The organism is Gracilibacillus xinjiangensis, assembly GCF_042651765.1.
Taxonomy (GTDB): Bacteria; Bacillota; Bacilli; order Bacillales; family Amphibacillaceae; genus Gracilibacillus; species Gracilibacillus xinjiangensis.
The window spans coordinates 461,228-476,139 of the sequence record NZ_JBHSDT010000008.1 but is presented as its reverse complement, the minus strand read 5'-3'; the positions used below and the strand labels follow the sequence as shown (position 1 = coordinate 476,139).

Annotated in this window: 14 protein-coding genes and 1 pseudogene; 3 read left to right on the top strand and 12 right to left on the bottom strand. The window is 35.4% G+C overall.

Annotated elements, in window-relative coordinates; all coding sequences use genetic code 11:
* Positions 1 to 107 precede the first annotated feature (107 nt).
* Positions 108 to 692, top strand: coding sequence for a CGNR zinc finger domain-containing protein (locus tag ACFOY7_RS13585; protein WP_390252638.1), 585 nt, complete (start codon positions 108 to 110; stop codon positions 690 to 692).
* Positions 693 to 1,404: 712 nt separating this feature from the next.
* Here ACFOY7_RS13585 and ACFOY7_RS13580 read toward each other — a convergent pair.
* From ACFOY7_RS13580 to ACFOY7_RS13565, 4 genes are all read right to left on the bottom strand, one after another.
* A complete protein-coding gene (locus ACFOY7_RS13580; protein WP_390252637.1) occupies positions 1,405 to 1,890 on the bottom strand; it encodes a CPBP family intramembrane glutamic endopeptidase in 486 nt (161 codons plus the stop codon).
* A 665-nt stretch (positions 1,891 to 2,555) separates the two neighbouring features.
* Positions 2,556 to 3,509, bottom strand: coding sequence for a tRNA dihydrouridine synthase (locus tag ACFOY7_RS13575; protein WP_390252636.1), 954 nt, complete (start codon positions 3,507 to 3,509; stop codon positions 2,556 to 2,558).
* A gap of 373 nt (positions 3,510 to 3,882) precedes the next feature.
* Positions 3,883 to 4,239: a bacillithiol system redox-active protein YtxJ gene (gene ytxJ, locus ACFOY7_RS13570; protein ID WP_390252635.1), complete on the bottom strand. Its 357-nt coding sequence runs from the start codon at positions 4,237 to 4,239 to the stop codon at positions 3,883 to 3,885.
* Between the two features lie 644 nt (positions 4,240 to 4,883).
* Positions 4,884 to 5,006 (bottom strand): hypothetical protein, encoded by a 123-nt coding sequence (locus ACFOY7_RS13565; protein ID WP_390252634.1) that lies wholly within the window; start codon positions 5,004 to 5,006, stop codon positions 4,884 to 4,886.
* Between the two features lie 329 nt (positions 5,007 to 5,335).
* On the opposite strand from ACFOY7_RS13565, the gene ACFOY7_RS13560 reads away from it, so the two are divergent.
* Positions 5,336 to 7,039 (top strand): DUF2207 domain-containing protein, encoded by a 1,704-nt coding sequence (locus ACFOY7_RS13560; protein WP_390252633.1) that lies wholly within the window; start codon positions 5,336 to 5,338, stop codon positions 7,037 to 7,039.
* A 154-nt stretch (positions 7,040 to 7,193) separates the two neighbouring features.
* On the opposite strand, the gene ACFOY7_RS13555 is transcribed toward ACFOY7_RS13560, so the two are convergent.
* The 4 genes from ACFOY7_RS13555 to ACFOY7_RS13540 all read right to left on the bottom strand — a co-directional run bounded on the left by ACFOY7_RS13555 (position 7,194) and on the right by ACFOY7_RS13540 (position 9,855).
* Complete coding sequence (locus ACFOY7_RS13555) at positions 7,194 to 7,424, bottom strand: hypothetical protein (protein ID WP_390252632.1); 231 nt, start codon at positions 7,422 to 7,424, stop codon at positions 7,194 to 7,196.
* Positions 7,425 to 7,660: 236 nt separating this feature from the next.
* Positions 7,661 to 8,179 (bottom strand): spermidine/spermine N(1)-acetyltransferase, encoded by a 519-nt coding sequence (paiA, locus tag ACFOY7_RS13550; protein ID WP_390252631.1) that lies wholly within the window; start codon positions 8,177 to 8,179, stop codon positions 7,661 to 7,663.
* 23 nt (positions 8,180 to 8,202) lie between these two features.
* A complete protein-coding gene (locus ACFOY7_RS13545; RefSeq protein WP_390252630.1) occupies positions 8,203 to 8,655 on the bottom strand; it encodes a MarR family winged helix-turn-helix transcriptional regulator in 453 nt (150 codons plus the stop codon).
* Between the two features lie 705 nt (positions 8,656 to 9,360).
* On the bottom strand, positions 9,361 to 9,855 hold the full coding sequence (locus tag ACFOY7_RS13540) for a hypothetical protein (protein WP_390252629.1): 495 nt from the start codon (positions 9,853 to 9,855) through the stop codon (positions 9,361 to 9,363).
* 189 nt (positions 9,856 to 10,044) lie between these two features.
* Here ACFOY7_RS13540 and ACFOY7_RS13535 point away from each other — a divergent pair.
* A pseudogene (locus ACFOY7_RS13535) lies at positions 10,045 to 10,488 on the top strand (DUF1569 domain-containing protein).
* Positions 10,489 to 10,690: 202 nt separating this feature from the next.
* Here ACFOY7_RS13535 and ACFOY7_RS13530 read toward each other — a convergent pair.
* From ACFOY7_RS13530 to ACFOY7_RS13515, 4 genes are all read right to left on the bottom strand, one after another.
* Entirely contained in the window at positions 10,691 to 12,310 is a 1,620-nt protein-coding gene (locus ACFOY7_RS13530; RefSeq protein ID WP_390252628.1) for a metal ABC transporter solute-binding protein, Zn/Mn family, read from the bottom strand.
* 241 nt (positions 12,311 to 12,551) lie between these two features.
* Positions 12,552 to 13,322, bottom strand: coding sequence for an SDR family NAD(P)-dependent oxidoreductase (locus ACFOY7_RS13525; RefSeq protein ID WP_390252627.1), 771 nt, complete (start codon positions 13,320 to 13,322; stop codon positions 12,552 to 12,554).
* Between the two features lie 357 nt (positions 13,323 to 13,679).
* Positions 13,680 to 14,315: an FMN-dependent NADH-azoreductase gene (locus ACFOY7_RS13520; RefSeq protein ID WP_390252626.1), complete on the bottom strand. Its 636-nt coding sequence runs from the start codon at positions 14,313 to 14,315 to the stop codon at positions 13,680 to 13,682.
* 183 nt (positions 14,316 to 14,498) lie between these two features.
* Positions 14,499 to 14,633 carry a hypothetical protein gene (locus ACFOY7_RS13515; protein ID WP_390252625.1) on the bottom strand — a complete coding sequence of 45 codons (135 nt, stop codon included), beginning with the start codon at positions 14,631 to 14,633 and terminating at the stop codon, positions 14,499 to 14,501.
* Positions 14,634 to 14,912: the final 279 nt, after the last annotated feature.

Here is a 14,912-nt window from a genome sequence, read left to right as displayed (position 1 = left end):
CCTAAACTAACCTCTTATTTAGTTGTTTAATGGTTAATAATATATCTCATTTTAGTTAACCTGTCAACTATGTTATAATGGGTTAAAAGAAAATAAAGGTGGTTTACATGACAACTGACATTAAATTCCCACTCATATCAGGAAATATATCTATAGATCTGGTTAACACAGAAGTTGTTCGACATGGCACAAGACATGATTTATTAACAGACTCTGACTATGTTTTAGCATGGTTTGACACTTTATTCAGGGAAAACACTCTATATCAGGATCAGTTTAGTGAAAATATAGAAAGACGGGCGGATAAGGTATTAGCTCATTTAATCGAACTGCGGTCATTTCTTCGGGAAGGATATGAAAAAGTGGCTGATGGAACAGAACTTTCTACTCATTGGATCAATCATTTGGAATCACAAATGAAAAAAGCTCCCTTTACTTATCAATTTATAAACGATAAGTTACTTGCTGTTCCGATGGGGACACTGGAAAATGCCCTCACATCACTCATTGCATATGATGCCTTAAAATTGGTATCATCAGGTCAATTAAATTATATACACCGATGTGCTAATCCGGATTGTGTCCTATTATTTATTGACACACACGGAAGACGCAAATGGTGTTCCATGAAAATATGCGGTAATAGAAGTAAAGTAACTCGACATCAACGTCAAAAGGCACAAAAGAAATGATAAGATTTATAAAAAAACGAGAGAGAATAGATATAGTATCTATTCTCTCTCGTGTGATGTATAAAATAAATGTTGACCATAATTACTGCAGCGTTATTTTCACTGACTTCTTTGCATCCAGCAAGCCACTTCCACCCAATATGTATGCTTTAGTACAAACTGAACATATATATTCAATACTTTTATGCTTAATAATCCAATATCTTCATTTTTACCTATAAATTGCTCATCTCTTAATGGACCAACCGGAATTATTAAAATATCTAATCCAGACTCCTCATTAATACAAAAGTCAATGAGTTTTTATTTCCTTTCCTGTCTCCGATAGAGTAAAAACTTCAAATGGCCTCGTTGGTAACAGATGCTTTTTATAAAGGGTAAATACTTGTTTAGCTTTATTATTTGCAGTTAATATAGAACCTCAGCAGGTTCAGCAAAATCTATAATGTCAGCATAATCAAACAGTAAAATTCTGACCTTTCGCTTCTTCATTTTCTTCTCCTCTGTACCAAAATACTGATCTAGAATTCTCTATTCACTTCAAACAGGGTAATTTCAAAATATTGCATCCATTTATGCCCTTTAGGAAATAGTGTTTCCAGACCGAGTTTAGCCATTCCCTTTCTGCAGTTACTCATCCCAGACCGTTTGCGGGATGTCCAGTTAAATGAAGATCGGCTATTCCCAATCTTCTAGATATAAATAAGATTCTTTATATAAATCTTTTGAACTTCTTAAAGAAAACATATATAAACCCGAGTAATAATAATGCAGCAATTGCTGATACCCAACCCATTGTTTCTATTATATACTCATTCTTCTCTGTTACTACTAACCCTAACTCAGTTAATAGAATGTAATATGTAAAGTTTCCTCCAAAATGAACACCAATACTGAACCATAAAGATTTAGTAATTATAACTGGTAATGTAAACACGATTGCCATTATAAAATATCTAATCCAGTATGGTAGTGGTAAACCCCATTGTGGTATATGGTACATGGTAAATAAAACGCATATAATTAATATTATCCATTTCCATGATAGGTGCACTTTAAGAATACTTACTAAATAACCCCGAAAGATTATCTCTTCCGCAAATGCAGTAAAACCAGCAGTAAAAAAAGCAAATAAAAAAATTAGAACTATTTTTTGAAGAGAAATAGACTCTACTGAAATCATATTTAAATTAGACATTATTAAGTATACTAGATAATTAAAACAACATCCTATAAGAATCCCGCTAACTAGCATATAGCCCCATTTTTTATGAAGATATAGTCCCAAATCTTTTAAACCGTTAATATTGGCGAATTTTAATAATTTCAAAGTACTATAAAAAAATAGCGTTCCAGCAAGAATAAAACCAATAATTGAATTAACAATAAAAGGAAGGTAACTTAATATTATAAGAACAATAAACACGACTATTTTTTTATCATTATATTTAATTGCTTTCCACTCCTTTCTATGATAAGACAATTTAAATTTTCACTGTTAGTTTCCACCTAGATATTAACAAATATATCACAGAACACTTAATTTTATCATTTTTTAAAGTTCTGCAGGGCTTCATTCTAAGACAAATAAATTGAAAATCATTCATACCCAACTAGATTTTGTCGTCAGGAAACCAATTTAATTATACCATGAAATGAGGCAATTTCTTATCCTACGCTAAAAAGCTACTGGGACCCCTGGCAAAGCCAGGGGTTTTCATAACTATTAAAAAAATTAGCCATAATCCTATAAATTTAAAGGATTATGGCTAATTCTATGATAGAACACAAAGGGCTAATTTTTCTAATTCATAGCCTTAATAACATTTGAAAAATCACTAATTTTACGCGTATCAACTTTCCTCATTCAAAATTATCAAGTAATGAACGTACTTCATCAGTTGATTCTGTTTCCATCAATTGGTTTCTTAATTCACTTGCCCCTCGAAACCCACGGATATAGATTTTGAAGAAACGACGAAGAGGTTTGAAAGGACGTGGTTCTAATCTTGAATATTTATCAAATAGATCCAAGTGTAGCCTTAACAGATCAAGCAATTCCTTACTGCTGTGCTCTTTCGGCTCTTTTTCAAAGGCAAATGGATTAGTAAAAATACCACGCCCGATCATAATCCCATCAACACCGTACTTGTCAGCTAGCTCCAAGCCAGTCTGGCGGTCAGGAATGTCTCCATTGATCGTCAAAAGTGTATTTGGTGCCACCTCATCACGAAGTTTCTTAATCTCTGGGATTAGTTCCCAATGAGCATCTACTTTGCTCATTTCCTTTTTTGTACGCAGATGAATGGAAAGATTAACAATGTCTTGTTTCAATATGTGGGTTAGCCAATCATGCCATTCGTCTACTTCTGTATAACCAAGTCTTGTCTTCACACTAACAGGCAATCCGCCTGCTTTTGCTGCTTGTATCAGTTCTGCTGCAACTTCTGGACGACGAATAAGACCGCATCCTTTTCCATTTGCTGCTACATTCTGAACAGGACAGCCCATATTGATGTCCACACCGCGAAAACCTTCTTTTGCCATTCCAATACTCATTTGACGAAAATATTCGGGTTTGTCCCCCCATATATGGGCCACCATCGGTTGTTCATCTTCTGTAAAAGTCAGACGCCCACGCACACTCTGGCGCCCGTTTGGATGACAATAGCTTTCTGTGTTTGTAAACTCTGTAAAGAATACATCTGGTCTACCTGCTTCACTCACTACATGGCGGAATACAACATCTGTCACATCTTCCATTGGTGCAAGTATAAAAAACGGTCGTGGCAATTCACGCCAAAAATTATCTGTCATTTAAATCCCTCACTACTCGGGGCATCAGAAAGAACCCTGATTTGCCCCCAAAATAAAAAGCAAAAATAACTTTGCTTGTTTTATATTTATACCATGCCTATGCACTTTTTATCAAACTATTGAAAATTCTGATCATTTATATTCTTTCGTCATACCAAATAATAGTGAATAGAAATCAGCAAAGATAGAAGCAAGCGTCCTCCCTTTGGCTAAATCGTTAGTTTTCGATTTTTAAAAACTATCATACAAAAAAGGGCTACCCGTCCCAAATATAGGACAAGTAACCTGAATGGGACAATCCCCTATTTTAAATAAGTACCAGCTAGTTCACTCATTACATCTACTTACTTCTATTACGATACCAGCAGTCTTTCTAGCTTGAGTATGATAATTGATGGATTGCTTTCCTTATTTGATGTTTAGTAATCTTCCAATGTGATGTGACCCAGACAATTTGCTGTTTATCGATGAGGAATATCTGGGGTGATTTATGAGGAATGTTTGTATCTTTTGCAATCTCATCAGATACCGGTCTGCTTGCAATAACATTCACCATATAACTGTCTATTTTATCTTCTTCTGTCTTATGAAAAGCCTTCAGGTGCTTAAAGGCTCTGGCGCAAATCATACATGTTGTACTATGTTTATAGAGTAATATCGGTGAATCCATGGAACGTTTCCATACTGCATGCCATTGTTCAAGTGTTGTCAGTTCTTTGATAATATCCATTTGTATCCCTCCTGTATTTCACACATAGTTAACTAAACCAGATATTAAACAGCTCTCGTATAGCTTAAAAGCGAACATTTAATGATATGGTGATCGCACTCCTATTTTAGATAACTTATAATAATTGATCACCAACCAGTAGATGACGAGTGTGAAGCATAACATGGCAGCACCTTCACTTCGATCTGCTATTGAGAGTTATATATTATCTTCTACTTATCTGCTTTAATATCCTTTATTGTAAGGATAAAATTATATCAATTCGTTAATTTTGTTAGTACAGAAAATTTACCTGAAATTGCTAACATTCGGATGAAAGCTCCACGCATTCATTTATTGTACCTCTTGACATTTAGCCGGCTATTCAATCCTTGACACATTCGTTTATTGTACCTCTTGGCATTCAGCTAGCGTTTCAATACCTTCACGCATCCGATTATTGACCCTCTTGGCATTAGGCTAGCGTTTCAATACCTTCACACATCCGATTATTGACCCTCTTGGCATTCAGCTGGCGTTTCAATACCTTCACGCATCCGATTATTGACCCTCTTGGCATTCAGCTGGCGTTTCAATACCTTCACGCATCCGATTATTGACCCTCTTGGCATTAGGCTAGCGTTTCAATACCTTCACGCATCCGATTATTGACCCTCTTGGCATTCAGCTGGCGTTTCAATACCTTCACGCATCCGATTATTGATTCTCTTGGCATTCGGCTGGCGTTTCAATACCTTGACACATTCGTTTATTGTACATCTTTGCATTTAGCAGGTTTCTCCATAACAAAACACTAAGGAGTTGATATACCGTGGAGTAACTAATATCTCTCCAATGTTAAGAACATCGAAAACTAATGATAGACTGGATACAGTTTTTTTAGAAATAATGCTGAACTAATTCAGCAGCAATAAATGAGAGATAAAGAATAACAGTAGAACAGATAGAAAAAATATTTCTATTCCATATCTTTACTGCCGTTGTATAGTATAATAATAGACGTTAACAAAAATCATTAACAAAGCTAAATCTGGTTCAGCAAATGAAACCTTTTAGGCTCTTTTGTTGTATGTAATTAAGAAAGGAGCTAATATACATGAAAAAAACAATGACACTGATTGCTTTTGTTTTTGCTATTTTTTTATTACCCCAATATGTCTTAGCCGTTGACTTTTCTATTGAAGATACAGAAATTCATGCTTACTTACAAGAGAATGGTGATGTGCAGGTTACAGAGGAACACACTTATCAATTTGATGGCGAATTTAACGGTATCACTCGCACACTTATTCCAAAAGAGCAGACACAAATAATGAACTTCCATGCATCTGAAAACAACAAGAATTTAGTTGTCGAACAGGAAGAGAATCTTTACAAAGTCTATCGATCTGGTTCAGATGAGGAGGTCAAGGTCGACCTTTCTTATACCATTATAAATGGAGTGGAAGTATACACGGACCTTGCGCAATTTTACTGGCCTTTTGTTGACAACAGAAATGAGTCCACATATCAAAACATGGTAATTTACGTACATCCGCCTCAACCAACGGAAGAAGCACTAGCCTTAGGTTATGATAAAGCTTATAATACATCGGAAATCACTTCTGGTGGCATCGTTCATTTTGCCATGGGTGAAATCGAAAGTGGGTCAAAGGGAGATATACGGGTTGCTTATGATGCTTCTCTATTTCCTGCCGCAAGCTTGTTAAAAGATAAAACGATTCGTGAGGATATTGCAGCAGATAAGGCCAGATTGGAAGCAGAAGCAGCTGCTTATGAGAATAAGCAGGAGCTATTAAGCCAAATTTCTCCTTATATTGCAGGTGGCTTTACCATTTATTTAGTCGCATTATTTATTGTGGCATGGAGGAAAAAGCACAGCAGACTGTTAGAAGCAGAACATAGCGCTTCCTCACTCTTATCAATACCAAATCAAGAGATGAGTTTGCCCGCTACCATCCTTTATATGAAAAATATGTCTCCGAATGGTGAATTACTATCTGCCGCTTTATTGGACCTTGTTAGAAAAGGGTATGCGAGACGAGATGGTGAAAGTAATTTTATTATCGTAGATTCTAAGACAGACTATCAACATGAAAGGATACTAATCAATTGGCTGTTTTATAAAATTGGTGACAATGGTGTGTTCTCCTTAACAGATCTGGATGCTTATTTTAAAGTCGATAAGAATCATTCGACCTACCAAAGTGATTTTCTCAAATGGGTCCAAGCTGTAAAAGATGAAACGGTGGACCACGACTTGGTCGATAAACAAAAAGGCTTACGCTGGACAACAGCTGCAGCTGCCCTTTTTCTAATTCCCTTTAGTATAATTCTTGGTGTTCATTCTCTTTTCATGTGGATGTCTTTCTCCATTGTTTTAAGTTTAGCCCTTATGCTGTTTGCGATTATCTATCAACCTAGAACGGTGGAAGGGCTAAGAATTAGACAGCAGTGGAAACAATTCAGTTCCAATTATGACCAGATCAGTGAAAAAGAGTGGAATGAGTGGATGAGTGATAAACAAATGCAGGCATTTATCTATGCGATCGGTACTGGCAACAAGTCGATGCAGAAAAAAAGCGAATACTTAAGCAAGAGGTTGCCACCTTCTTTTACTAGTGATACAAGCATGCAAACAAATGACCTCGTCATGTTAATGCTGATCGCAAGCACTCTGAACAATCGATTTGACAAAGCCGATTCAACTGTCTCTGCCTCTACCAGCAACGGTGGTGTTTCTGGCGGTGGAAGCGGAGTTGGTGGTGGTGGTGGTGGTGGAGGATCTGGTGCCTTCTAACAGAGTATAAAACGAATACAGATCTAGCTTGAAAATAGTTTGATAGAACCCCCTTGTAAATTCGTGTATTTACGGTAAATAAAAGAATCCATTTTGAAAAAAGATTTGTCAAAATGGATTCTATATTATAAATCAATTACTATATCATTAATACTCAGCCTTCATCAAATCTTAAATTCAGCGGCTCTAATAACCTATTCCCTTCAAGCATATTGGTTAATGAAACAGATAAATCTACTTCATAAAACTTAAACCCACCTGCCCACACTTTACCTGTACCAGTTAATAGGATACCAAAGTGAATAGAAACAATTTCTTCGGGGACCTCTAATACTATTGAATAAAAATTCAAGTCTGTTGTACCTCGAATTGAACGGTTATCCATATTATCAAACTGAATTACATCACTTGAAGTATTATATATTCGGTACCAAATCCCGCATTTTTGAACTTCTTATGTCCTTAATAAAAACGAAACTTTCATACGTTTCCCTTTCCATTTACCAGTTGAAAAACTTTGCCTCATTGTTTCAAATATTGATCTTCACTTACCATTGTTTATGACCTCAGTAAACCCGATTTGGTAGCCGTATGAAATACTCAGTTATCCTCTATAAACTATTATATAAGTGATTTGGTCATAATAAGGTCCGTTTGTTCTTCATTGCCCATATAAAAAGAGTGGGCTCCTGTTTGAACAAACCCCGTTTTTTTGTAAAAAGATATAGCATGTTCATTTTTTTCCCATACGCCTAGCCAGATTGTCTTTTTATTATGCTCCACAGCAATTTCTATGGCTTTGTTTAATAGACATTTACCAAGCCCATGTTTTTGAAACCTTTTCCTAACATAAATTCTCTCGATTTCTAGTGATTCATTCCCCATCTCTTCTGACTGCGCATCATTGGTATTGATTTTCAAATATCCCGCGATTTCATCATTATAATAAACAAAAAAGAATTGCGAGGAAATATTGGACAATTCTTTTTCTAATTGTCTTAAGTTAAATGCCTTTTCTAGATAGGCATTCATATTCTCCTGCAAATTTTGATGCTTAAATGTTTCATTAAATGTTTCCTTTCCGATTTCTTGAAGTTTGCGTGAATCTTCAAGGGTACACTTTTCTATACTTATGGTCATTTGTACTGTCGCTCCTTGTATCATCAGTAATTTCTTTTGTTTCCTTTTTTAACGAATTCCCAATCAACTTCTATGTTTCTCCTCACTCTTTGGAGAAGGTGAAAAATGGTCTCGGCTTCTTCTTCAGTAAATCCCCCTAATGCCACTTTATTGGAATGGTCATTTTCTCTTATGATAAAAGGATAAACTTTTTTTCCTTTCTCAGTTGGAAAAAGCTTTTTTATTTTTTTATTATGCTGGTCTTCTCTTTTTTTAATAAAGCCGTTCATCTCTAATTTTTTCACAGCACGTGCTGTGGTTGTTCGATCTACTTTTATTATCTCAGCTAACTTTTCCTGAATGATTCCCTTGTTTTCACATATTCGCACAAGGTACAGATACTGCCCTTTTGTAAGGTCATGTTCTTTAAATTCTATATTACTGATCGAATCTAATGCCCTTGCAATCATTCCAATTTCACGAAGAATTCCCTTCATAATTACCTCCTTATAATTTTATTGTATTTACAACAAAATCACCCTATACCTAACCTAACCTATTTATGATGCATTTGCAACAAAAAATATGATGCTTGTCACTAAAAGAAAATATACCAGGTTCCCAGTTTTCTAATACTCCATAACCACCCAAATTTTTCATCCATCTCATAAATAGTCGCGGATAATTTATCTACGTTTTATTATTTCTCCTTAAAAGTATAAGTAGTTAATTTTATTTCTTTTCCTATTTGTTATATCGTTCTAAATTTAATCCACCACTTTGCAAAGTTCTTTTAAGCTCAGGAGAGTAATTCAATATCACGGTACTTGTGTTACATTTGGTTCTTATATGCCAACCATTTTCTAGTAGATATTCTTTATGACTTTTGGGAATGTCTCCATCTATCTCCTGTCACAAAGTAATTTGTTTTTTTGATTCAATGTAACATAGGTTTCAGTTAAGGTATCAAAGGCAATCCACAATTTTCGCATTATGGTCTTATTATATTAATTCATCTTCTGAAATCGGTTAAAGTTATATACTCTTTTTACTACATGAAACCAAGAAATTCGAAATTTTTATTTATGTCCCCCTGTAAATTAGCATACTACTTCTACAACTCTTCCAACCAAATAGTGACTGCTGCTTATTCAATCGACCCTTACTTGAAAAATAAACTTTGATTACATTTTTAGATGTTATTAGTTAGGATGAATTTTACCACTATCTTTCAATTCATTTTCTCCTTTTACTACATCGTCACTCATTAAGTAACGATATGTTGTTTCTGGTTCATCATCGAATGTTACTAACAACAAATAGTGACTTTCGAAAGTTGACTCGCTTCTTTTGATTTCCCATGTCCTGTCTGGATAAGTATTCATTAAATAAGACTCTAATAATTCAATTCTTTCAGGAACTTCTTCATAAATAATATTATAAGGACGGACTCCCCAAAAGCTCACTCCAGATATTAGTACAATTAGAAACAGAGATATAAATATGCTCAATAAAACCTTATGTTCTTTACTTATGAATAAGGTGATAATAAACAAGAGTACAATAATTACTACTGTAAAATAAGCAATACTAACCTCGAAATAGTGTGTATGGGGAATAATTTTCTCATGATAAAACTTTAAAAGAAAAAACATAGTCGCAAAAAAAAGAGTAATAATAACCACTTTTACTTTCATTAAACCACCCCATTTCTTCCAATAACTTCCCTTTCCATGCATAAGCATGGAACTGCCAAATCGAAAGCTTCTTCTTTCGTTATACGAATCGTTAATTAAAGAAGGATAAAATAACCTGATCGTTGAATTATATATTTAATAATCAAGGACATTTAGTTGGATAAAATCAAAAGCTAAAGGAGCATTCTCATGAATAATAATTTTGAGACCACGGTTACTGAGGAAATATTACGACGTATTGAAGACTTGCACATAAATTCAAAATCGAAGTGGGGAAAAATGGATGTCCCTCAAATGTTAGCTCATTGCTCTTCTTTCCAAGATATCGCCATGGGATAAGCTTCCCCCCCAGAGGTTGGTTATGGTTTTTAGTAGGTAATTGTGCAAAACCAATTTTTTATAATGACAAACCTTTAGCCCACAATATGTCTACTATACCAACCAGTTTAATTATATGTAAAAAAGATTTTGAAATAGAAAGAGACTGAAACAAAAAATTATAACATTTCAAAAAAATGGACCAGAGGCTTGGACAGATCATCCACATCCTTTTTTCGGAAAACTTACTTCCGAACAATGTGAAAATGAATCTACAAGCATCTTGACCACCATTTAAAACAATTTGGTGTTTAGTGACTACTTATATTTTAACATAAATATCCATTACAGGAATAAGTTATTCAGCAATTCCCCCTAAACAGTTAGATGCTTAGTCAAAAATAATGATAAAAACAGAAGATCGTCACACCGACCTTCTGCTTTGTACACTTAATATAACAAACTATTCGTTAACAACACTACCAGTTTATAACTTTTATCCTGACATTTTCTTCTGTTAATGCGCCATCATTTCATGAGCTATATCATGCCCACTCATATCTGCGGGATAGTAGGTTGGCCAGTTAGTGACTTCATCCAGTAAAGCCTCCCGATCATCTCCCCAATATAAGTGATAATGACTTGCTTTTGTCGGGTAGATACTATGATCACTAAATTGAATATACGTAGGAAGTCCATCTGCTTCTTCTGCCAGCTGGAAAATGTACCTAACTCCTCTATTCCCCGCGTCATACGTAAGAATTTCATACCCATCATAGGAGTATTCCCCGGAATTTTCTTCCCCATTTTTAAAGAATGTTACTGTGTCCCCTTCGATCAAGATACGATCCACCTCTGTTTGATACCCTTTCTCATAATATTTCTTATATTCTTCTGCTGTTTTGTCTCCTTTATGTTCTGCCTTATGAACAAAAACCTCATCCAGCGTACCATCTTGAAGCAGTGGGTAAACAGATTGCCAGTCCCCTTCCCAATCAGAAAGTGAGCGATCCTTCACTTGGCTATCTTCAAAACACCCTTGGTAAATTTTCTCGGATTCTTCATCATGGGCATGGTTATGGTGATGATTATGCTCGTGTTCACTCTCTGATATCTCTGTGGAGTCACCTGAACCTTCTGGAGATTCAGATAAAGCCTTTGTTAATACATCTAAATTGGATTGCATGAGTGTTATGTAATTCTCACCGTTCTCCATATCTTCTTCGGTTAAAACAGATAAGTTGTGAATACGCAATGCTTCTGCATCAATTTCTTTCCTAACGACTTCTGCGACTTTAGGTGTTACATTCTGTTCAAACAAAACATATTTCAACCCATGGTTTTTAGCAATTTCTATGATATTCTGCAACTCTTTTTGTGAGGGTTCATTTGTTGGACTTAAACCTGAAACAGGGATTTGCTTAATACCATAGGATTGCTCCCAATACCCATATGCAGCATGAGAGACAATAATCTCATTTCCTGGTAAACTCCCAAGTTGATCATGAAACTCTTTATCTAAATCTTCCAGATTTTCTTTAAGCGCTTCAAAGTTCTTGTTAAATACCTCTTCTGAATCTGGCTGAAGCTCTACAAGTGTATCCTTAATACTCTCAGCTAGCTGAATCGAGCGAATGGGGTCTAACCAAACGTGCGGATCTTTGTCTCCATGATTATGTCCGGCATGACTGCCTTCTTCATGGTCGTGATTGTCCTCTTCTCCATGGCTATGGTCGTGGACGTGCTCTATAAAATCAATCTCTGCTGAAGCTTCCACTATTTTTACATCCTCAGTTTGGATAGCATCTGAGATTTGTTTTGCGTAAGGTTCTAAACCTGCTCCGTTATAGATAAAAGCATCTGCTTCAGCAATTCTTACTATTTCTTTTGATGTTGGTTCAAAGTTATGAGCATCTGTACCGGGTGGTAAGACTGACTCAACGGTAGCTGCCTCCCCAGCAATTTGTTCAGCAAAATACTTAAGTGGATATACTGTCGTATATAATGTTAAATCTTCAGTTGATCCCTGAGAATTGTCACTGGCTTCTCCGCTTTTCATCCCTCCTTCCGCATCACACGCAGCAACTACAAGGATTAATGTCAATAAAAATAGAACTCGTAATACTTTTTTATACATTTTCTCTCCTCCTTTTATACAAAACGATTATATCGTAATGATTACGATTTGTAAATAGTAATTGTTACGATTTGTATTTTTATATGGAATCCTATTTTAACAACTAATACCTTCTAGAAGATCAAAAACAAATGAAAACATGCCATTACCCTATACATGGCAAGGATAATGGCATAATCATGAGAATAATCTGTAAGTTAAATAAGGGGAAGAATTCCTGCTTCATTCAGGACAAAATTTCCTAAAAAGCATAATTGGTAACTCCTCCATCAATAAATAAATTCTGACCTGTTATATAACTTGCACTTTCTGAACTAAACATAATGACAGGGGCTATTAACTCTTCTAATTGTCCTAGTCGTTTCATAGGTGTTCTATTCTCTAGCAACGTGCGAAATTCTTCGTTTTCTAACGCTGCAGCGTTTAATGACGTTTTAAAGAACCAAGGACTAATCGCATTGACCGTAACTCCTTCAGTTGCCCACTCATTTGCCATTTGACGAGTCAATTGAACAACCCCTGCTTTACTAGGACCATATGGAGTTCCTGATGACAATGACAAAGAAGAAGCAACGGAAGCCACGTTTATGATTCTCCCTGCTTTCTGTTCTACCATATGTTTTCCAACAGCTTTTGACATCAAAAAGACCGATTTGAAATTCACATCCATCACTTTATCCCAATTCTCCTCTGAGAGTTCAAAAGTTGTTTCTCGTACGCTCGTTCCGGCATTATTAACTAAAATATCAAGGTGTCCAAAGTAGTCATACGCTTGCTTTACGGATTTACTTACTGATTCGGCATCAGTCACATCACAAACTAATGCTAACGTTTTGCTACCCGTGTTCTCGGATATTTCATTTGCAGTATTTTTAACTTGTTCTTCCGTTCTAGCAATTAGGACTACATCTGACCCGGCATGTGCCAATCCTTCCGCAAGTGCTCGACCTATTCCTCTTCCTGCTCCTGTAACTATTGCAACCTTTCCACTTAAATCAAAATTTGCCTTCATCATACACTCTCCTAATTTCAATTTCTCTATTATTAGTTTTCTATCAGGACTTTGACTATTTATATCTTCGAAGTTTTTATCTTTTTTGTGCCTCGGTGTCTCTTCCCTTACTTCCTTATTTCTATTGGGTTTCGGAATTCCGTTTATTAAGTCCTACCACCTTAAGCTAACTTTGTCAGAACGCTATATCCCTATTTCCCAGTCTTACTATTACCTTTGCCTATATTAAAATCCGTCAAACGCTACAAATGTATTGGGTAGTAGTGTATTTTTGTTATGACGACTTTCGTAATCACCGGTTAGTGGATAATCAAAGAATAAAAAAGAGTCAACGGATGTTGACTCCCCTTTTAATCCTTAGAATGTATGTGCCAGATCTTTCGCTCGTGCGATTCCATTTTCTTTAATTTCTTCTGCTTTATCAGGCATTGCTGCGTGTCCTTCAATAAACAATCCGTCAAAAGCAGGAACACCGAAGAAGCTCATTACTGTATTTAAGTATCGATGACCCATTTCCATTGCAGCAGCTGGGCCTTCGGAGTAGACACCTCCTCGTGCTTGAATATGCAATGCTTTCTTGTCAGTTAGAAGACCAACAGGACCTTCCTTTGTATATTTGAATGCTTTGCCTGCTACAGCAACAGAGTCTATATATGCCTTCATTAATGGAGGAAATGAGAAGTTCCACAAAGGTGTTACAAATACATATTTGTCAGCCTCGATGAATTGATCACTTAGCTCATTTAAGCGCCCTACTTTTTCTTGTTCAGCTTGACTTAGTTCTTCAAAACCTTTACCTGATTGGAGTTTCCCCCACCCTTGAAAAACATCTGCATCGATGTATGGGATGTTCTCCTTGTAAAGATCGATATGAACTATTTCATCATTCGGATTTACTTCTTTATACGTATCGATGAAAGCTTTAGCTGCAGCCATGCTGTACGAAAGCTTGTCATCATTCGGGTGTGCTGTTATATACAATACTTGTGCCATCATTAATCACCTTTCAATATATATTTAATAGTATAGTTTTACAATTAAAACTAAAAAAATACTTGAAATATATCTTCTGTAAATTTCAACATGAGATAGGTTAAAAAATCAGATAATTAATATCAAATCAAAAACTCAAAAAGAATTTGTCATAAAAATACAAATCCTTTTTATTTTCTCCGTTTATTTTATTTCATAAGGGTTACCGCTAATATTTTCTCTCATTTCATCCGTGACTACGAATGGTTCTCCAACAGCTGGTTCCACGTTTTCTGCTACTTGTCCACTTCCATCATAGTGCACCGGTTTTTGTGTCATTATTTGTACACCTCCTTTAATAAATCATTGTATATACAAGCGCATACATTTATATAGAATTTTTTTATTTGGAAGTAGTTTGTACTAAAAATCCTGTAAATATGTATTCTTAATCGGTCTAATTTTACATATAGAAAAAATGAATTGATTCTATAAAAAAAGAAAGAACAAGAGATTTCCCCATTGTTCTTTCTTCGGCTACTTCAACATTTCTTCATAATTTCTTTTTTTATATAGAAAATACAAAGCGAAATAGAAAATGATGAAATTCAGTATAAA

What these genes read in the sequence shown, in the direction of transcription:
- ACFOY7_RS13585 (WP_390252638.1), top strand. Translation starts at nt 108, where the DNA reads ATGACAACTGACATTAAATTCCCACTCATATCAGGAAATATATCTATA.
- ACFOY7_RS13580 (WP_390252637.1), bottom strand. Translation starts at nt 1,890, where the DNA reads ATGTCTAATTTAAATATGATTTCAGTAGAGTCTATTTCTCTTCAAAAA.
- ACFOY7_RS13575 (WP_390252636.1), bottom strand. Translation starts at nt 3,509, where the DNA reads ATGACAGATAATTTTTGGCGTGAATTGCCACGACCGTTTTTTATACTT.
- ytxJ (WP_390252635.1), bottom strand. Translation starts at nt 4,239, where the DNA reads ATGGATATTATCAAAGAACTGACAACACTTGAACAATGGCATGCAGTA.
- ACFOY7_RS13565 (WP_390252634.1), bottom strand. Translation starts at nt 5,006, where the DNA reads ATGCAAAGATGTACAATAAACGAATGTGTCAAGGTATTGAAACGCCAG.
- ACFOY7_RS13560 (WP_390252633.1), top strand. Translation starts at nt 5,336, where the DNA reads ATGAAAAAAACAATGACACTGATTGCTTTTGTTTTTGCTATTTTTTTA.
- ACFOY7_RS13555 (WP_390252632.1), bottom strand. Translation starts at nt 7,424, where the DNA reads ATGGATAACCGTTCAATTCGAGGTACAACAGACTTGAATTTTTATTCA.
- paiA (WP_390252631.1), bottom strand. Translation starts at nt 8,179, where the DNA reads ATGACCATAAGTATAGAAAAGTGTACCCTTGAAGATTCACGCAAACTT.
- ACFOY7_RS13545 (WP_390252630.1), bottom strand. Translation starts at nt 8,655, where the DNA reads ATGAAGGGAATTCTTCGTGAAATTGGAATGATTGCAAGGGCATTAGAT.
- ACFOY7_RS13540 (WP_390252629.1), bottom strand. Translation starts at nt 9,855, where the DNA reads ATGAAAGTAAAAGTGGTTATTATTACTCTTTTTTTTGCGACTATGTTT.
- ACFOY7_RS13530 (WP_390252628.1), bottom strand. Translation starts at nt 12,310, where the DNA reads ATGTATAAAAAAGTATTACGAGTTCTATTTTTATTGACATTAATCCTT.
- ACFOY7_RS13525 (WP_390252627.1), bottom strand. Translation starts at nt 13,322, where the DNA reads ATGAAGGCAAATTTTGATTTAAGTGGAAAGGTTGCAATAGTTACAGGA.
- ACFOY7_RS13520 (WP_390252626.1), bottom strand. Translation starts at nt 14,315, where the DNA reads ATGGCACAAGTATTGTATATAACAGCACACCCGAATGATGACAAGCTT.
- ACFOY7_RS13515 (WP_390252625.1), bottom strand. Translation starts at nt 14,633, where the DNA reads ATGACACAAAAACCGGTGCACTATGATGGAAGTGGACAAGTAGCAGAA.